This is a genomic window from Siminovitchia fortis, assembly GCF_007681465.1.
In the GTDB taxonomy this organism is placed as follows: Bacteria; Bacillota; Bacilli; order Bacillales; family Bacillaceae_C; genus Siminovitchia; species Siminovitchia fortis.
In genome coordinates this window covers 381-18976 of the sequence record NZ_VEKZ01000068.1, presented here as the reverse complement: position 1 = coordinate 18976, position 18596 = coordinate 381, and the positions used below count along the sequence as shown (strand labels likewise).

At 44.4% G+C, this 18596-nt stretch carries 16 protein-coding genes and 1 tRNA gene; 10 read left to right on the top strand and 7 right to left on the bottom strand.

Annotated features, from left to right (window positions below):
• Positions 1 to 179: 179 nt before the first annotated feature.
• From FS666_RS16890 to FS666_RS16880, 3 genes are all read right to left on the bottom strand, one after another.
• Positions 180 to 253: transfer RNA gene (locus tag FS666_RS16890), tRNA-Pro, on the bottom strand.
• A gap of 110 nt (positions 254 to 363) precedes the next feature.
• A complete protein-coding gene (gene aguA / locus FS666_RS16885; RefSeq protein WP_186306600.1) occupies positions 364 to 1476 on the bottom strand; it encodes an agmatine deiminase in 1113 nt (370 codons plus the stop codon).
• A 116-nt stretch (positions 1477 to 1592) separates the two neighbouring features.
• Positions 1593 to 2978 carry a sigma-54 interaction domain-containing protein gene (locus FS666_RS16880; protein WP_144463463.1) on the bottom strand — a complete coding sequence of 462 codons (1386 nt, stop codon included), beginning with the start codon at positions 2976 to 2978 and terminating at the stop codon, positions 1593 to 1595.
• A gap of 172 nt (positions 2979 to 3150) precedes the next feature.
• On the opposite strand from FS666_RS16880, the gene FS666_RS16875 reads away from it, so the two are divergent.
• From FS666_RS16875 to FS666_RS16850, 6 genes are all read left to right on the top strand, one after another.
• Positions 3151 to 4389, top strand: coding sequence for a M20 family metallo-hydrolase (locus FS666_RS16875; RefSeq protein ID WP_144463462.1), 1239 nt, complete (start codon positions 3151 to 3153; stop codon positions 4387 to 4389).
• A gap of 30 nt (positions 4390 to 4419) precedes the next feature.
• Positions 4420 to 5787: an aminotransferase family protein gene (locus FS666_RS16870; protein ID WP_144463461.1), complete on the top strand. Its 1368-nt coding sequence runs from the start codon at positions 4420 to 4422 to the stop codon at positions 5785 to 5787.
• Between the two features lie 409 nt (positions 5788 to 6196).
• A complete protein-coding gene (locus FS666_RS16865) occupies positions 6197 to 7678 on the top strand; it encodes an aldehyde dehydrogenase family protein (protein WP_144463460.1) in 1482 nt (493 codons plus the stop codon).
• 108 nt (positions 7679 to 7786) lie between these two features.
• Positions 7787 to 9124: an APC family permease gene (locus FS666_RS16860; protein WP_144463459.1), complete on the top strand. Its 1338-nt coding sequence runs from the start codon at positions 7787 to 7789 to the stop codon at positions 9122 to 9124.
• 178 nt (positions 9125 to 9302) lie between these two features.
• Complete coding sequence (locus FS666_RS16855) at positions 9303 to 9845, top strand: GNAT family N-acetyltransferase (protein WP_144463458.1); 543 nt, start codon at positions 9303 to 9305, stop codon at positions 9843 to 9845.
• A gap of 71 nt (positions 9846 to 9916) precedes the next feature.
• Entirely contained in the window at positions 9917 to 10339 is a 423-nt protein-coding gene (locus FS666_RS16850) for a GNAT family N-acetyltransferase (RefSeq protein WP_186306599.1), read from the top strand.
• Positions 10340 to 10896: 557 nt separating this feature from the next.
• Here the strand turns inward: FS666_RS16850 and lipA are convergent.
• Together lipA and FS666_RS16840 are read right to left on the bottom strand one after the other, a co-directional pair.
• A complete protein-coding gene (gene lipA, locus FS666_RS16845) occupies positions 10897 to 11841 on the bottom strand; it encodes a lipoyl synthase (RefSeq protein WP_144463456.1) in 945 nt (314 codons plus the stop codon).
• Positions 11828 to 12673, bottom strand: coding sequence for a lipoate--protein ligase family protein (locus tag FS666_RS16840; protein ID WP_144463455.1), 846 nt, complete (start codon positions 12671 to 12673; stop codon positions 11828 to 11830). The genes lipA and FS666_RS16840 overlap by 14 nt, the downstream gene beginning before the upstream one ends.
• Positions 12674 to 12838: 165 nt before the next feature.
• Here FS666_RS16840 and FS666_RS16835 point away from each other — a divergent pair, with 165 nt between their 5' ends.
• On the top strand, positions 12839 to 13414 hold the full coding sequence (locus FS666_RS16835) for a superoxide dismutase family protein (protein WP_390614598.1): 576 nt from the start codon (positions 12839 to 12841) through the stop codon (positions 13412 to 13414).
• A gap of 99 nt (positions 13415 to 13513) precedes the next feature.
• Here FS666_RS16835 and FS666_RS16830 read toward each other — a convergent pair whose 3' ends face one another.
• Positions 13514 to 14857: an APC family permease gene (locus FS666_RS16830; RefSeq protein ID WP_144463453.1), complete on the bottom strand. Its 1344-nt coding sequence runs from the start codon at positions 14855 to 14857 to the stop codon at positions 13514 to 13516.
• A 260-nt stretch (positions 14858 to 15117) separates the two neighbouring features.
• Between FS666_RS16830 and FS666_RS16825 the strand changes: the two genes are divergently transcribed.
• From FS666_RS16825 to FS666_RS16815, 3 genes are read left to right on the top strand one after another with little or no spacing between them, the layout of a single operon-like run.
• On the top strand, positions 15118 to 16362 hold the full coding sequence (locus FS666_RS16825) for a sigma-54 interaction domain-containing protein (protein WP_244943944.1): 1245 nt from the start codon (positions 15118 to 15120) through the stop codon (positions 16360 to 16362).
• On the top strand, positions 16359 to 17165 hold the full coding sequence (locus FS666_RS16820; RefSeq protein ID WP_120070236.1) for a carbon-nitrogen hydrolase family protein: 807 nt from the start codon (positions 16359 to 16361) through the stop codon (positions 17163 to 17165). Before FS666_RS16825 ends, FS666_RS16820 begins: the two co-directional genes overlap by 4 nt.
• Positions 17166 to 17225: 60 nt before the next feature.
• Positions 17226 to 18020 (top strand): carbon-nitrogen hydrolase family protein, encoded by a 795-nt coding sequence (locus tag FS666_RS16815; RefSeq protein WP_144463452.1) that lies wholly within the window; start codon positions 17226 to 17228, stop codon positions 18018 to 18020.
• A gap of 30 nt (positions 18021 to 18050) precedes the next feature.
• On the opposite strand, the gene FS666_RS19925 is transcribed toward FS666_RS16815, so the two are convergent.
• On the bottom strand, positions 18051 to 18596 hold a 546-nt coding region (locus FS666_RS19925), incomplete at its 5' end, for a hypothetical protein (RefSeq protein WP_186306598.1).

Below are 18596 nucleotides of genomic sequence, written 5' to 3'. Positions count from 1 at the left end.
AACTTGATTAAATCAATGTTCTCAGCCTGTTTTATTCAATTTAACTGTTAAAGTCGGGAAAAATAAACCCCAATATTCCCCCAAAACAGCCTGTTATAATAGAAAACGGCCCAAACTGTATTAATGAAAAAAGCGCCCAACCCCTTGATAACAAAGGGCTGGGCGCTTTTTTGCACCAATCGGGATGACAGGATTTGAACCTGCGACTCCTAGCACCCCATGCTAGTGCTCTACCAAGCTGAGCTACATCCCGGAGCAGGGCGACACCTCTATTATACGAGATTTATTTGCATAAGACAATGGTGAAAATTTGCCACCCCTATAAAAAACAGGCGGAAAAGTTTTCCCGCCTGTCTCCTTACATTAAGCCTTTGGCTGCTGTTGTGTAATGCAGTGGATGTTGCCGCCGCCAAGAGAAACTTCACGTGTATTTACGGAAACGATCTTGCGGTCAGGGTACATCTCTTCAAAGATCTTAACGGCTTCCTCATCTTTTGGGTCGCCGAATGATGGAATGACAACCCCGCCATTGCAAATATAGCAGTTGGCATAGGTGGCTATGAATAAAGTATCAGCCGAACGATCGAAGGCATCGGCAGAAAAGTCAATTTCGCGGGCTTCCTCGTCCGTTATCGCAATTTGCTCAGGCATAGGAAGTTTGTAGATTTTCAGCTTTCTGCCTTTGGCGTCGGTTTCCTGCTCCAGTTGTTTATAGGCTGCCTGCAACACCTCGTAATGTGGGTGTTCAGGATCGTCTGTCCAGCCGATGGCCACTTCTCCGGGACGCACATAGAATAACACTTCATCCACATGTCCATCAGTCTCATCCTCAAAAAGACCTTTTTCAATCCAGATGATCTTTTCAATATTTAAATACTCTTTTAGTTTTTCTTCAACATCTTCTTTGGACATGTTTGGATTTCGGTTTGGATTCAGAACACATTCAGCTGTTGTAATGAGCGTTCCTTCGCCGTCAACGTGGATGGCTCCGCCTTCCAATACGAAATCTTTTGCATCATAACGATCTATGTTTTCAATTTCCATTACTTTTTGTTTGACAAGCTGATCCTTGTCCCATGGGAAGTAAAGACCTTCATCCAAGCCTCCCCATGCATTGAACTGCCAGTCTATGCCGCGCACTTCACCCTTGTCATTTTTTACAAAAGTAGGACCGATATCACGCATCCAGGCATCATTGGATGAAATTTCAACCACCCTGACCCTGTCGTCCAAAAGTGCGCGGGCATTTTCAAATTGCTCTGCATTGACACACACCGTTACCGGTTCAAATTGCGAGATCGCTTTAGCTACCTCCGCAAAAGCTCTTTGTGCAGGTTTAGCTCCAGACCTCCATGTGTCCGTTCTCATGGGCCAAAGCATCCATGTACCTTCGTGCTCTTCAAATTCCCCGGGCATTCTGAAGCCGTCTTTTCTTGGTGTACTATTTATGGTCCGTGCCACAATGATCCCCTCCATGAATATTCAATAATACTACATGCAATTTCCGTGCCATATAAGAAACACACGTGATTTTACACTCACACCCCGCGCAAGCGCCTGTTCATCGACGTACAGACTGGAGTGCTCAGACGCTAAAGTCCATACTTTTTTAACCTTCTCAGATAGGAAGACTGGGTCAATCCCAAAGATTGGGCCGCCTTTCTCGTAGAAGGGTATTTCGTCTTCGCTTCCTCTATCAATCTTCTCTCAATTTTTTCCAAGTAATCCGTAAGGCTTTGGTTATTCAGCTTCCGGACAGAATGGTCCATGAATTCCTCGTATAAAATTTTATCCGGAAGGTCTGAAACTGTGATTATATCTGATTTTGCCGTTACAATCAAACGCTCAATCATATTTTCGAGCTCGCGGATGTTACCGGGCCAGCTGTAGTTCTGAAGGTATTCAAGCACTCCGCCATCCAAGGTTGACTTTTTCATATATTTATCATTAAAAAGGTTTAAATAATGGTATACCAGCGGCGGGATATCTTCATTCCGTTCCCGGAGCGCCGGTATCTGGATGGACACTACATTCAAACGGTAATATAAATCCTCGCGGAACCGCTTTTCCTTGACCATCTTCGGCAAATCTTGGTTGGTGGCAGCGATGATCCGGATATCGACTTTCTTAAGCTCTGTGCCCCCAACGGGAATAAACGATTTGTCCTGGACCAATTGGAGTAATTTCGGCTGCAGGGACAAGGGCAGCTCAGCGATTTCATCCAAAAACAATGTGCCGCCGTCCGCTTTTTCAACAAGCCCTTTTTTTCCGCTTATGTTCGCCCCGGTGAAAGCCCCTTTTTTATATCCGAAAAGCTCCGATTCCAAAAGATTTTCCGGTATGGCTCCACAGTTGATTTGGATAAAATTCTTATCTCTTCTCGAACTGTGTTTGTGGATTTCGCCGGCAATCAAGCTTTTGCCAACGCCGGATTCTCCTGTTAGTAAAATCGTTGCATCAACAGCCGATACCCGATTTACCAAGTCCAGAAGTTCTTCGTTGCTCTTGCTGTTGCCAATGATCAGCTGGCTTGTGTTTTCCCTCTGCTGCTGCTTTTTCATTTCCTGAAGCTCTTGCCAATATTGCCGCATCAGGGCTTCCGCTTTTTCCAGCTTAAATGAATTCTTGACGGTTTCGGTTATGTCTTTGACTTGAACAAGAATGTATTCTGAATCATCATCATCGATTTTTACAAGATATCCGGTCGCCAGAAACTGCCGGTCTTTGGAAGTTTGGACTTTCGTCACGACTTCTCTGTTTTCCAATACTATTTTAGTCACAGAAGGGGTGAAAAAACCGTTGTTCTCCAAGTCATTTACATGCCTGCCGATGATCTTAGAGCGCGGCGCACCGATCTGCTTCGTACTCGTATCATTGCACCAAAGTGCAATGCCATTTTTGTCAGCTATGAAAATACCATCCTTTAAATGATTGAATACTTGATGGAAATGCCGATCGTTAAAAAAGTGGTTTTTCATAAAAAGATCCTCCTCATTCTATCGAAAACGATTCGATTTCGCATCATTGTAATTCGAATTCGGTGCAAATCTATTATATATTAAAGCGTATCATAATTAAAAGCTTTTTATTTAATAGTAATTGAAATTTGGCACGGAAATTGCATATAATAAATAGTTGAGGAGGATGCGTATGGAAAAGACATCATTAAAAGTAAACAGAGAACGTTTGCTTGAAACGTTAAAAGTAAGCTCTTCCATCGGCTCAACCGGAAATGGCGGGTTAAACCGCCTGGCATTGTCGGAAGCCGATAAAAAAATGCGCGATATATTTGTCGACTGGTTAAAAGAGGAAGGTCTTGAGGTCAGAATAGACGATTTCGGTAACATATATGGAAGAAGAAAAGGCAAAAAAGACGGTCCGTCCATTGCCATCGGCTCCCACTTGGATACGCAGTCTTGCGGCGGAAAATATGACGGCATTTTGGGTGTTCTGACTGCGCTGGAAGTGATCCGTGTTTTGAATGAAAATGATATCGAAACGGAATACCCCGTTGAAGTTATCAATTTCACCAATGAAGAGGGGGCCCGCTTCTCACCTCCAATGCTCGGATCCGGGGGAATTACCGGAAATTTTTCAAAGGATTTTATTTATGGCCTGAAAGATGATGAGGGAATTTCCTTTGAACAGGCTTTAAATGAAATTAACTATATGGGAGATATTAAAAACCGTATAACAAACATCAAAAATTTTATTGAACTGCATATTGAGCAGGGCCCTATTTTACATGAAAAACATAAAACAATTGGCATTGTCCAGGGTATCCAAGGTAATGACCTATTCACGGTGAAGGTGACTGGAAAGACGAACCATGCAGGCCCGACCCCGATGAAAAACAGGCGTGATGCACTTGTGGCTGCATCCAAGATGATTGTAAAAGTAAATGAGATTACGAATGAAATCCCTGGTTTAAAAACGACCGTCGGAAAAATGAACGTGAGGCCGAACGTCACAAACGTTATTCCCGGCGAGGTAGAATTCACAATTGATATCCGCCACGAAGACAATGACCTGCGGTCTCATGCATTCGAAAGGTTAAAGGAGCAGCTTAGTGCCATTGCGCTGATGAACGAAGTGGAATTGACGATCACAACCGATTGGAATTCGGAGACGACCTTATTTGCGCCGGCCGTTAAGGATGCCATCAAAAATGCGGCAGACGAATTTGGATATTCCGCCATGGAATTGTTCAGCGGCCCTGGACATGATTCAAAATATATGGCAGGCGTGGCAGATACGGGCATGATCTTTGTTCCAAGTGTCGACGGCATCAGCCATAACGAACAGGAATTGACGCTGGATGATGACATTGAAAAAGGGGCGAACGTCCTTTTACATGTTGTGCAAAAACTGGCTAAGGACAAGCTATAAATATTTTTAAAAATAAGGAGAGAGATTTTCATGAGCAACGAAAAATTATTCAATGAGCTATCCGAACTTGATAAAAAACATATTATTCATCCGTCCACCAATCCGAAGCTTCACTCTGAAATCGGACCAAAATTGATTTTTGAAAGTGGAGAAGGCATTTATCTGAAAGACATGGGAGGCAAAACATACATCGACGGCGTATCCATGCTTTGGAATGTGAATGTGGGCCATGGTGTGAAAGAATTGGCCGAAGCTGCTTATGAACAAATGGAAAAAGCGGCTTACACAACTACTTTCTATGGCTATTCGAATGAACCGTCCGTACGTTTAGCTGAAAAAATTGCCAAAGTCACACCTGGTGACTTGAACGCGATTTTCTATACTTCCGGCGGATCTGAATCAAACGATACTGCTTTTAAATTGTCCAGATCTTACTGGGATATAAAAGGCAAAAAAGACAAGAAACTCATTATCTCTTTAAGAAGGGGCTATCACGGCGTTACAATTGCAACTCAAAGAGCAACTGGAATCGATGCTTACCGTGAATTCTCCGGATCAGGGGACCCTAATATCGTAAACGCGAAACCTCATTTGACGGAATGTGAACTTGGCGACAAGAGCCATCCGGAATATGAAGGTTCCATCAGAAGCATCATTGAAAAAGAAGGCGCTGATAAAATTGCGGCTGTTATTGTAGAGCCGATCCAGGGTGCCGGCGGGGTGCATGTGCCGCCTGAAGGTTATTTGAAAGCAGTCCGTGCGCTTTGCGACGAGTTCAACATTCACATGATTGCCGACGAAATCATCTGCGGGTTCGGAAGAACCGGAGAAATGTTCGGTGTGAATCATTGGGATGTAATTCCTGATTTCATTTGTGCTGCAAAAGGGATGACAAGCGGATATATCCAGCTTGGCGGCGTCATCATGAGAGAAGAAATCAGAGATACATTCTTCACATACGATGACATGCTTCCGCACGGATTTACGTACAGCGGTCATCCAACAGCATGTGCTGTCGGTTTGAAAAACCTTGAAATCCTTGAGCGTGATGGCTTGATTGAAAACGCAAAAGTCATGGGAGACGAATTGAAAAAAGGTCTTGACTACTTGGAAGACAAATATGCTTTCGTTGGAAATACAAGAGGCAGAGGCCTTCTTGCCGGATTCGATTTGATGGAAGATCCAGCAGCGGGCAAGCCATTTGCCGGATCTATCAAAGCAGCTGCAACAGTTGTTGAAGAAGCTTATAAGCGTGAGCTCTTAATCAGGCCGTTTGACTTCACTCCTGGAATGAACATCGTAGCAATCGCTCCGCCGCTCGTCGTACAAAAAGACGAAGTGGAAAAAATCATCGCAATCGTTGACGATGCGTTGGGAGCATTTGCGAAAACACTATAAGAAGAAAAGCGGAGGGCGACGTTAAGCGACGTACAGACTGGAGTGCCTTCGACGAGATAAAGGAAACACGGCGACGAAGGCAGGCTCAAGCAGCGACGTCCTGTCGCTTCGCCTGCACTAGCACATCCTGTGCGTCGGAGCCGATGTTGACTTATCGTAGGAGAAGGCGCGAAGTCTGCTAGTCGCTGGAGCCCGCAGCTAGACAAGAAGAAAAGCGAAAGCGCCTGTTTAGTCCCGACAAGCATAAGGCGATTCCCGAGGAGGCAGCTCTTCAAGGGAATTGACTTATGACCTCGAGGGGCTAGGCGCTTGAACTGGACAATAGAAAAGCACAAGCACGTTAGATAACTAAAAATTACTGGCTGATCACCTCAGCCAGTCCATTTTTTCAGAATAAGGGGATGTAACGATGACAACTAGTGAAAAATTGACCCTTCATCCGAAAGTAACCGAGTTTTTAAACGGTCCAAGAAAATTATTCATAGATGGCGGCTGGCATGAATCAGTAGACGGCCAAACGTTTGAAACGACCAATCCTGCTACGGGAGAAGTTTTGGCTCACGTGTATGAAGCCCGCGAAAACGATATTGATAAAGCAGTTGAAGCCGCAGCAAAAGCTTTTGAAGAAGGACCTTGGTCAAGAATCAGTGCAGCAGATCGCGCCAAGTTGATGCATAAGCTGGCTGATTTAATGGAAAGGGATTTTGAAGTCCTTGCCCAGTTAGATACATTGGATAACGGTAAACCGATCCAGGAAATGAGAAATGCCGATTTGCCTGGAGCCATTGATCAGCTCAGGTATTTTGCAGGCTGGACGACAAAAATGACCGGCCAAACCATTCCGGTTTCCAATTCATTTTTTAACTATACCCGCCACGAGCCTGTTGGTGTAGTCGGCCAAATCATTCCTTGGAACTTCCCGATCATGATGGCACTGTGGAAAATTGCTCCGGCGCTTGCCACAGGCTGCACGATCATTTTAAAACCGGCGGAACAGACGCCTCTTTCAGCGCTTTACCTAGGAAAGCTTATTGAAGAAGCAGGCTTCCCTGATGGCGTTGTCAATATTGTTCCTGGTTTTGGGAAATCAGCAGGTGATGCACTTGTTAAACATCCGAAGGTCAATAAAATTGCCTTCACCGGTTCCACACCTGTCGGAAAGTCTATCATGAAAACGGCAGCGGATACGATGAAGCGTGTAACGCTGGAGCTCGGCGGTAAATCACCGAACATCATTTTGCCTGATGCCGATCTTGATAAAGCGATTCCTGGGGTATTCAACGGAATTATGGCCAACCAAGGGGAAGTATGCTGCGCAGGATCAAGGGCGTATATTCCTGAGCAAATGTATGATGAGGTAATGGAAAGGCTTGCCGATTATGCGAAAAATGTCAAATTAGGTAATGGTTTGGCAGAAGACACGCAAATGGGACCGCTCGTTTCCGCAAGACAGCAGGACATCGTCACTTCCTACATCCAAAAAGGTATTGAGGAAGGTGCGAAACTCTTGGCAGGCGGTGAAAAATTGGACAAAGGATATTTTGTCCAGCCAACCGTTTTTGCAGCTGAAGATAACATGACCATCGCAAGGGAAGAAATTTTCGGCCCTGTCGTCGCAGCTATGAAATATAAAACAATCGACGAAGTGGTTGAGCGTGCGAATAACAGCCCATTCGGCCTTGGAGCAGGCGTATGGACAGAAAATCTTAAAAATGCTCATGTTGTCGCCAGCAAACTAAAAGCTGGTTCTGTATGGGTCAACTGCTACAATCTCACGAATGCGGCGATGCCGTTTGGCGGTTACAAGCAATCCGGAATCGGACGTGAAATGGGCTCTTATGCCTTGGAAAACTATACAGAAGTTAAAAGTGTTTGGGTTAACTTGGATTAATAAGGGACAAGCCCGGCAAAAAAAGCCGGGCGCTTTTCCCTGTTTAGAAATAGGAAGTTGACTGCGTGCTGAAAACGCATTCAACATTTCACTTGAGAGGCTGATTTGATGGAACAAAGCAATCATATTGAAAGAAAGCTGAAGCTGATACACGTTGTTGCCGTCGGTTTGGCGTACATGTCTCCAATGGCAGTGTTTGATACCTTCGGTATCGCATCGGATGTTTCGTCCGGCCATGTGCCGGCTGCATATATAGTCGTTTTTGTGGCGATCCTGTTCACGGCATTAAGTTACGGAAAGCTCGTCAGGCAATTTCCAACGGCGGGATCCGTTTATACGTATACAAGAAATATTATCAACCCATACTTGGGTGTGATAGTCGGCTGGGTAACTTTCATCGCATATATTGCGCTTCCGATGATCAATGCCCTGTTGGCAGATATTTATCTGTCGGCGGGATTTCCTGAAATTCCAGGATGGGTTTGGATCGCAGGCTTGCTGGTGGTTATCAGCTTTCTAAACATTTTTGGTGTAAAACTGGCAGCTTCCCTTAACTTGCTGCTTGTTGTATTCCAAGCGTTGGTTGGAATTATTTTTACCTACCTTACGATCCGTTCAATCGTCAAAGGTCCTGAAAGCTTTATTACCATTGGTGAGATTTTCCCTTCCGGCGATGAAGTCTCCGGCCTTTTTGGGGCTGCTGCGTTATTGGCCCTTTCATTTATTGGATTTGATGCGATTACAACACTTTCAGAGGATACGATTAATCCAAAGAAAACTATACCAAGAGCCATACTGATTGTAGCAGGAATTGGCGGTGTTTTCTTTTTCGGGGTTACCTATTTTATGCAATCCCTGTTTCCGGACGTTTCCATCTTCAATGATATTGAAGGAGCCTCCCCGGAAATTGCTGTGATGATCGGCGGGAATCTGTTTCTTTCCTTTTTCCTCGCAGGAGCGTTGTTCTCTGTTTTTGCATCAGGTTTGGCCGCCCAGCTCAGTGCTTCAAGGCTGCTGTATGCCATGGGAAGGGACGGCGTGCTTCCGAAACGTTTCTTTGGATACTTACATCCAAAATTCAACTCTCCGGTAGCTAACATTCTGTTAATCGGCGTTTTGTCGCTTGGAGCTATCTTTCTAAGCCTTGAGGAAGCTACTTCGCTTATAAATGTAGGAGCGTTCACCGCGTTTTCATTCGTGAACCTTTGTGTAATCTTTAACTTTTTCAAACAAAAGGGGCCGCGCTCGTTTGGCTTCATTATAGGTAGTTTTATTTTTCCGGCTATTGGGTTGGCGTTCGTTGTCTATCTATGGGCCAGCCTCGATATCTTTGCGATCATAGGCGGGATAGTCTGGGCTTTACTTGGGACAATTTACCTGGCCTTTACGACCGATTTCTTCAAAAAGGAACCGCCTCAGATTGCCTTTGATGAACTAGAGGCTTAATTACTCATAATGGACAGGGATCATTTGAATCTCTGTCCATTTTTTGCTGACTTAAAAAATACTTGCCAGTACTGGTTGTCTTGTTGAATATAAGGATGATAACATAATATTTATTGCAATTTTACGGATATTTTCCAGTTTTGGGCATAGGTTTTTTCAAAGTCGGGAGGTGAGCGCGGTGTTCGTCCATGTAGTGGATGAGGAGATTTATTTGAAGCTCGTCGATCAAAACGATGCGGTGAGGCTCTTTCAGCTGACAGACCGCTCAAGATGCCATTTGAGACAATGGCTTCCATGGCTGGATGATACGAACAGCGTGAATGATACGAGATATTATATTAGGGAAAGCCGGGATAGTTTTGCCAGACATAGAAGCTTGAATACGGCGATTGTTTATAAAGATAAGATAGTAGGAGTGGCAGGTTTCAACGAATTTGACTGGAATAACAGGTCCGGTTCCATCGGGTATTGGCTTGATAAACATTATACAGGCAAGGGGATCATCATTCGTTCCGTAGGAGCGCTGACGAATTTTGCTTTTACAGAGTTGAAGTTGAACCGTGTGGAAATCAGAGCAGCTAAGGAAAATCTGAAAAGCAGGGCGATCGCTGAAAAGCTCGGGTTTCGGATGGAAGGCTGCATAAGGGAAGCGGAATGGCTGTATGATCATTTTGTGGACCATGCGGTCTACGGGATGCTTGCCAGGGAATGGAATGGCTGAAAAATTACTCTTAAAATATCAAAAGAAATACCGTAAAATAAATGGCAAGATTGATAGAGGAGGCTGCAGCTTTGGAATGGACAAAAGATCAATTCACTTTAAATGACCAGAGGGACCTGCTGGATATGGACACAGTGTGCGGCCTGCTTTCGAAGACCTATTGGGCAGCAGACAGGCCGAGAGATACGATTGAAAAAAGTATTGAGAATTCAATTTCCTTTGGTATATATACAGATGGCAGACAAATCGGATTTGCGAGAGTGGTCACCGACAAAGCTGTCTTCTCCTGGCTTTTGGATGTAGTGATCGATGAAAGCTATCGTGGAAAAGGACTGGGGCAGTGGCTGGTGGACTGCATCCTGGAACATCCGGATATTAGGGAGACCAACATGAGTCTTTCAACAAAGGATGCCCACCTGTTTTATGAGAAATATGGATTTAAAAGAAATGAAACGATGAGGCGGGTCAGTACTTTTAATAAACAAAAACTTTAAGATGAGCGATGGTCAGAAAAAATGTCTAAGGTCGGCCTTAAATCCTGTTGCAGCCGTTCGAAAGTGTTATAAAGGCTGTATTTGTTTGGATTTGGTGTCAATCGTTTGGCAGGCATAGGGTTCGAATGCCTCCCGAGAAAGAGGAATTCCGGCTTGTTCGGTAGGCATAGGGGTTGAATGCCTCCCGAATAAAAAGAAATTCCCGCTTGTTCGGCAGACATAGGGTTCGAATGCCTTCCGATAAAAGGAAAGCTTCGCTTGTTCGGTAGGCATAGGGATCGAATGCCTCCCGAGAAAAAGAAAACTCTGCTCGTTCGGTAGGCATAGGGTTTGAATGCCTCCCGAATAAAAGAAAATCCCGCTTGTTCGGTAGGCATAGGGAACGAACGCCTCCCGAGAAAAAGAAAACCCCGCTCGTTCGGTAGGCATAGGGTTCGAATGCCTCCCGAGAAAAAGAAAACTCCGCTCTTTCCCAGGTATAGATCACAGTACACATGATTTACTTTCACAACCACGAAAAAACCGCCTCCCCTCAAAAGGAATGCGGTTTTATTTTGTTATAACGTGAAATCCACTTCTTTTTTCTCTTGTTCTTCATAACCCTTCATATATTTGATTCTCCTCTGGGCGGATGCCGCGTTTACCTGCTCGTCTGCATGATAAGATGAGCGGACAAGCGGCCCGGCTTCGCAGTGGCTGAAGCCTTTGGACAAAGCGATCTGTTTCAGCTCTTCAAATTCGTCCGGATGGTAATAGCGTTCAACTTTCAAATGCTTTTTCGTTGGCTGCAAATACTGTCCGATTGTCATGATGTCTACGTCATGTGCAAGCAAATCATCCATTGTTTCAATGATTTCTTCTTTCGTTTCTCCGAGTCCGACCATGATGCTGGATTTTGTCGGTGTATTCGGCGAGATTTCTTTTACACGCTGCAGCAATGTCAACGAACGGTCGTACATGGCGCGTGCGCGGACACGGCGGGTCAGTCGCCTGACCGTTTCAATGTTGTGATTGAAAATATCAGGGGCGCTTGACATTAAAGTTGAAAGGCTCTCATAGTCGCCCTTCATATCGGAAGGAAGGATTTCGATTGTGCAGCCCGGGTTGGCTTCACGGATTCTCCTTACTGTTTCGGCAAAAACGGCAGCTCCCCCGTCTTTTAGATCATCCCGTGCTACAGCGGTGACAACGACATGCTTCAAACCCATGATTTTTACTGATTCCGCTACACGTGCCGGTTCGCCCCAATCCAGTTCAGTCGGCAGCCCTGTTTTGACCGCGCAAAAACGGCAGCCCCTTGTGCAAGTATCGCCCAAAATCATGAAAGTGGCTGTTTTCCGCTCACTCCAGCATTCGTGGATATTCGGGCAGCGTGCTTCTTCACAAACAGTATTCAAACTTTTGTTCCGCATTAATTTTTTCAAGCCAGTGTATGATTCGTTCGTGTTAATCTTGATTTTCAGCCAATCCGGCTTTCTTATGTATTCTTCATTTTTTGCCATGAGCCAACACTCTCTTTCGATAATATAAATTCCAATCATCTGAACGGTATTTCGTTTCGGCCAGTTCATGTACCTCGTTCCACTGTTCTTTCGTCAACTCAAATGGAACCAGCTCAAGCTGTAAACCCTTTTCAAATCCTTTTTGAAAAGCCTTCTCAGCCATTTCATAAGTGACAGGCTGTTCGGACGCTTCGTTGATGGTGATTGCTTTTTTGGAAAAAGCGGAACGCTTCTTTTCTCTTGTTTCTTCATCAGAAAAAAAGAATAGATCAAACAGCATCTTCTTATCCATGCTGAATGGAATAGAGCCGTGCTGCAGGAGGACCCCTTTTTTCCTCGTCTGTGCGTGTCCCGAAATTTTTTTGCCATCCACCAGCATCTCATAATCCGACGGTCTTTCAAAGCAGACCGCCGACCGGTCCCTGAAGCGTTCTTTCGGGATGGAATAGTCCGCTTCGATCCCCAGCTGCTTGAACCCCTCCATGATCCCTTTCGACAATTCAAAGTATGCTTCCCGGATCGACTGGGAGATGTAGGGTTTGGATTCTGAAACGATCACGCTGTAAGTCAGCTCGTCGTCATGCAATACTGCGCTTCCGCCAGTCTGCCGGCGGACAAATTGGCAGCCATGCCGCTTCACTCCGTCAAGGTCGATGGTGCGGTCGATTTTTTGAAAATGGCCAACGGAAAGTGTCGGTGTGGACCAGCCGTAAAAACGGAGGACAGGCGGGATTTTCCCTTCGCTGTGCCAGTTCAGCAATGCTTCATCCATGGCCATGTTGACAGCGGCATCGTCGTGGCCTGAGTGTAATAATCCCCATGTATCATTCATTTGACCAACTCCTGCAGGAATACTATGAAATATTGATTTTATCTTAACGAACCCTGGTATATAAGTAAAGCCGACAGGCTTGGAAGCTGTATATATTTGGAAAAAGTATAAATCAAAGGAGGGTGGTAAATACAGGTAATAACTTTTTAAATGGAGGTATCTATATTGAAGAAAATAATTGGTCCAATCCTTCTTTTGTTTCTAATTGTAAGTGGATGCAGCGGAAATAAAGACACCGCCGACCCGAAAAAAAGCGAGGAGGTGGCACCGGTCAATGCGGAAACGCCGATCAATGTTCCTCTTATCAATACGGAAGGTGATAAGGTTGGAGAAGCCGAGCTCTCGGAAAATTCAAAAGGCGTTGCCATTCACGTGAGGGTCGAAGGACTGGAACCGGGGAGAAGGGCGATCCACCTTCACGAAACCGGAAAATGCGCACCGCCTGACTTTAAGTCTGCAGGCGCACATTTTAACCCGGGGCATAAAGAACATGGATTCCATAATCCAAAAGGCTACCATGCAGGAGATCTGCCGAACCTGGAAGTGGCTGCTGACGGAAAGGTGGATGCGGTTTTGAAAACCGCCGATGTCACCCTGGAAAGAGGGAAACCAAATTCTTTATTGGATAAAGACGGAAGCGCCCTTGTCATCCATGCCGGCGAGGATGATTATGTTACAGATCCGGCCGGGAATGCGGGCGACCGGATTGTGTGCGGGGAGATTGTGAAAGAAGGGAATTAAAATAAGGGGCTGGAAAGCCCAAAAATCTGGCGAAGAAAAATAAAGCTTTTTCTTCGCCAGATTTTTTTAGAGGATATTGGCGGATACCCACCAGCCAACTTAATCGGCTTCTTCGAGCTTCATTTCAGGCGGTTCCTTTTTAAATCCTTTTGTCAGGAAGAGCAAGTAGATGAAGCCGATTCCAGCCCAAATGGATCCAAGTGTCAGTGCGTGTACATCCAAGTTGGTGAACAGCCAGATATTTAACGCAGTTCCAATTAATGGTAGCACAAGAAAGAGAATAAAATCCTTTCCTTTTCGTTTTTTGCCCCGTACAAAGTAATGTCCGATCACTGACAGGTTTACAAACGTAAAAGTAATAAAGGCACCGAAGTTAATGAACGAAGTGGATGTGGATACATTCATGAACAATGCGATTAATCCGATAATCCCGATGATGCCGATATTGACAATCGGTGTACGGAAAGAACGGTGCAAGAATCCGAATATTTTTCTTGGCAGGACATTATCCCTTCCCATCGCAAAAAGAAGACGTGAGGCACTTGCCTGTGCGGAGAGCCCTGAAGCGAATTGCGCTGTAATCAACCCGGCAAGGAAGATGGCGCTGAATAAGTTGCCTCCGATAAACCTGGCGATTTCCAATCCGGCTGTGTCATAGTTTTCAAACTGTGTATGATCAGGGAACACCAAATATACAAAATAGGAAACGATAACAAAAATGGCTCCGCCGATCAATGCGATAAGAAAAATAGCCCGTGGCAACGTTTTTTCAGGATCGATCGTTTCTTCAGAAAGAGTTGTAACTGCATCAAATCCTAAGAAAGAATAACAGGCGATCGAAGCTCCTGCCAAAACAAGCGGGAATGACACGTCTCCGTTGAAGAAAGGAGTCGCTGTGAAAAATGTGCCCATGCCTTCTCCGTGAGACAGGCTGACGATTGATAAAATAATGAACAAACCAATAACCAAAAACTGAAAAAGCATCATGATGAAGTTAATGGTTGTCGTTACACGAATCCCAATGATGTTAATTCCTGTTGTAATAATGATGAAAGCTAAAATCCAGACCCACGTGCCGATGGCGGGAAAAGCAGCGTTTAAATAAACGCTTCCAATGAGCCAAATAACCATTGGCAAAAAGACATAATCCAGTATGACAGCCCAACCGACCATAAAACCTAAATGAGGATTAATGGATTTCCGTGTAAAAGTGTAAGCGGAACCGGAAATTGGATAGGCTTTAACCATTTGTCCGTAGCTGTATGCGGTGAACAGCATTGCAACCATAGCTACGAGGTAGGCGTTTGCCACAACTCCTCCGGTTTCATCGGCTAGAACACCGTAAATGCCGAAAACAACCATCGGTGTCATATACGCAAGGCCGAACAGTACAACCGGCCAAAGTGTTAAAGTACGTTTAAGAGACTGAGTGCTCTGTTCCATGATGTTCATCCTTTCATGTATAGGGTTGATGTTGATTATAAAAATTATGCAATTATCGTGCCAATATATTTATTGTATAAAAGAAGAATGAATGACCAATGGAAAGTTTTAAAATGATGATTTTTTTCATTATTCAAGGTGGCTTAAAATGAAAAAGCGCTTGCCATTCCGCAATAAAAGGAGTTATAATGAAATTATTCATTAAAAATGATGTTTTTCATTAAAAAATGATTCCTTCTTATAAGGGAGGTTTTTATAAAGTGCTCGACTACGCAGCTATTTTTATGGATGAACAGCATAGAATAGCTCTAATTAAAGGAGATATTTCAAAGGTTTTCAGTTCCACTTCTTTTTCTCTGGCAAGCGGTACCCACCTATTTCAGATTGACTGGAGCCAAGTGTTGGACGAGCCCCCTTCTTTAAGTAAGGGATCACACGCGACAAGGCTCCGTTCCGGAGAATGGGTATTATTTTTAACGATTGAGCTTCCTGTTTCAAGTCCGGAACTGGCGTATATGATTCTCGTCTGCAGGCTTGATGGAGAATTCCGGATGGAAGAAGACCTGCAGTCGTCTTCTTTGGATGAAATGCCGGTGAAATCCGATTCAATGAAAAAAATCATGGATATTATCCATCGTATATCTGAAGTGGATTCGACGGTGCTTTTACTCGGTGAAACCGGTGTAGGAAAAACAAGACTCGCACGGTATATTCACGAAGTCAGTTCGCGCTCAAAACAGCCATTCATGGTGGTTAACTGCGGGGCGATACCTGATAGCTTGATAGAATCTGAACTGTTTGGTTATGAATCAGGTGCTTTTACGGGTGGCAGAAGCAAGGGAAAAAAAGGTTTAATTGAGTCGGCGGATGGGGGCATCCTGTTTCTGGATGAAATTGCAGAGCTCCCTTATTCGATACAGTCCAAGTTATTGGAAGTACTGCAGGAGCATACGTTCAGGAAAGTGGGCGGGACAAAAAGCATGAAGGTTGATATTAGAATCATTGCGGCCACTAACAAGGATCTGCAAAAGATGGTTCAGGAAAAAATGTTCCGTGAAGACCTTTATTACCGTCTCCACGTTGTACCGCTGACAATTCCGCCGTTAAGAGAACGCAAGGAAGAGATTATTCCTTTGGCGGAGCTTTTTGTCCGAAAGTTTAACCAAAAATATGGACTTCGCTTTGCTTTATCTTCAAATGCCAAAGATCGTCTGCTTGCCAATCCTTGGCGGGGAAACATCCGTGAACTGGAAAATACGATTGAGCGGATGGTCGTGACCCAATCGGAAGAAATGAGCCACCGTGAAGACGGACGGCCATTTGAAATGGGGGAACAGCTCCCGCCGCTGAAAGAAGCCAAGAGGCAGCTTGAAAAAGAATTGATTTTACGGGCGTATGAATTATATGGAACGACTTATAAAGCGGCAGAAGTTTTGCAGGTCGACCAGTCCACTATTGCGAAAAAAGTGAAGCAATACCGGGAAGAGGAGGGACAGCAATCATGAATAAAATCAATATTGCCTTGGCACAGCTGCGCTGCGAACTGCGAAATAAAGAGACCAATCTCCTGCGCATTCTTCAAAGTTTGGAGGAGGCAAGCAAAAAGGGTGCCGATTATGTCCTGTTCCCCGAATTATACTTGACTGGTTATGTGATGGACAACCAGCTTAAACAGTTGGCTGAAACAGAGAATGGACCGAGCATACAAAAAATAAGAGAAAAAGCTAAACAGTGTCGAGTCGGTGCGATTGTCGGCTTTCCGGAACAGGAAGGCGATTTGATGTATAATACGGCCCTGCTGATAGGAAAAGATGGGGACATTATCGGCAAGTACCGCAAGGTACATTTATACCACCGTGAAAAGGACTGGTTTGCTCCAGGGGATTCTTTTCCGGTATTTTCACTTCCGGAAGGGAATATTGGGCTGCTGATTACGTATGACATGGAATTCCCTGAATCATCCCGGATCCTGGCGATGAAAGACGCGCAACTGCTGCTTGTCCTTGCAGCGAACATGGTTCCGTATCAGCACTTTCAGGATACTTTTGTCAAAGCCCGTGCTCTGGAAAACCATGTCTACACAGCATTGGCCAATATGGTGGGCCTTGATAGCGAAAATATATTTTTCGGGGAAAGCCAAATTGTTCATCCAAACGGGCAGGAAATATATAAAGGGAAAAATAATGAGGAAATCCCTGTTATCAGTCTCAACTTATCTCAAACAAATCCAGAGAAAGAAATGCTTGATTACCTGCATAATAGAAGGACATCCGTATATCGGGCGGAAAGTTTTTATAAAGAGGGATAGAATATATTTTAAAAAATGGCACGGTATTTGCATGTGTTGTATATATAAGGAGGGATAATCGTGAAAGCGATTAAAGTTTCTGTAGCTCAGTTAATGCCTAAATTGGCGGACAAGCAGAAAAATCTTCAGTTGATATCCGACGCAATGATCGAAGCAAAAAGGGATCAGGCTGATCTGATCATATTCCCTGAATTATTTTTAACGGGATATTCGGTAGGGAGCGAGTTAGATCAGCTAGCCGAAACGGAAGATGGACCTGGAATGACTGAAGTAAGAAGGCTATGCCTTGAACAGGGATTGTATGCAGCAATCAGTTTTCCGGAGAAGGGTGAAGATGGTCATTACTACATCTCTTCTGCTTTGATTGATGATAATGGAGAGGTTTTGGGTATTTACCGAAAGACACATTTATTTGATCAGGAAAAAATGCATTTCACCCCTGGGTCTGAGTTTAAAGTGATTGAGACACCTTTGGGGAAAATTGGAATGATGATCTGTTTTGATGTGGAATTTCCGGAAATCGCACGCTCATTGAAACTATCCGGAGCGGACTTCATTGTTATCGTCAATGCCAATATGCATCCGTATGAATTGCACCACAATCTTTTCGCAAGGGCTCGGGCATTGGAAAATGAGATTCCTGTCATTATTTGCAATCGCCTTGGTAAAGAGGGCGACCTCGACTTTTGCGGGGACAGTATGGTTATTGATGCAACAGGGGACATCCTGTTGGAAATGAAACAGACAGAAGGCGTCCAAACAGTGGAGCTGGCCATCGGACAGCAGCTTGACCCAAAAATGAGCTACACGGCCAACCGAAGGGCGGAATTATACTCGAAAATCGCAGAACAATAGAAATGACCCGGCGCAGCCGGGCCATTTTGTTTAAATCATTTTTCTCTTTAAAGATCGAATGGCTAATTCATGTTCACCAATAATGCTGTACATGGATTTTTGGACTTCCATAAAGTCTTCAAACAACTCTTTCAATTCCAGAACAGCTACTTTGATTGAAGGAATTTCCGCCACCTCTTTAAAGAGCCTTTCGAACTTATCATCGGTCTCCTTATTTCGGATATCCTGTTTGGCAGCCATGTTTTGTATTTCATCTTTAATGTTCCGAATGTCATCTTTGGTCGCCATATTTCGTATATCGTCTTTAGTAGCCATATTTTGAATGTCGTCTTTGGTGGCCATGTTTTGAATGTCGTCTTTGGTGGCCATGTTTTGAATGTCATCTTTGGTCGCCATGTTTTGTATGTCGTCTTTGGTGGCCATGTTTTGTATGTCATCTTTGGTGGCCATGTTTTGTATGTCATCTTTGGTGGCCATGTTTTGAATGTCGTCTTTGGTCGCCATGTTTTGAATGTCGTCTTTGGTGGCCATGTTTTGTATGTCATCTTTGGTGGCCATGTTTTGTATGTCATCTTT

Bases quoted from the DNA above. Each gene is read 5' to 3' on its own strand.
- FS666_RS16870 (WP_144463461.1), top strand. From the start codon at position 4,420: ATGAGCAACGAAAAATTATTCAATGAGCTATCCGAACTTGATAAAAAA.
- FS666_RS16880 (WP_144463463.1), bottom strand. From the start codon at position 2,978: ATGAAAAACCACTTTTTTAACGATCGGCATTTCCATCAAGTATTCAAT.
- FS666_RS16865 (WP_144463460.1), top strand. From the start codon at position 6,197: ATGACAACTAGTGAAAAATTGACCCTTCATCCGAAAGTAACCGAGTTT.
- FS666_RS16830 (WP_144463453.1), bottom strand. From the start codon at position 14,857: ATGGAACAGAGCACTCAGTCTCTTAAACGTACTTTAACACTTTGGCCG.
- FS666_RS16860 (WP_144463459.1), top strand. From the start codon at position 7,787: ATGGAACAAAGCAATCATATTGAAAGAAAGCTGAAGCTGATACACGTT.
- aguA (WP_186306600.1), bottom strand. From the start codon at position 1,476: ATGGAGGGGATCATTGTGGCACGGACCATAAATAGTACACCAAGAAAA.
- FS666_RS16820 (WP_120070236.1), top strand. From the start codon at position 16,359: ATGAATAAAATCAATATTGCCTTGGCACAGCTGCGCTGCGAACTGCGA.
- FS666_RS16840 (WP_144463455.1), bottom strand. From the start codon at position 12,673: ATGAATGATACATGGGGATTATTACACTCAGGCCACGACGATGCCGCT.
- lipA (WP_144463456.1), bottom strand. From the start codon at position 11,841: ATGGCAAAAAATGAAGAATACATAAGAAAGCCGGATTGGCTGAAAATC.
- FS666_RS16875 (WP_144463462.1), top strand. From the start codon at position 3,151: ATGGAAAAGACATCATTAAAAGTAAACAGAGAACGTTTGCTTGAAACG.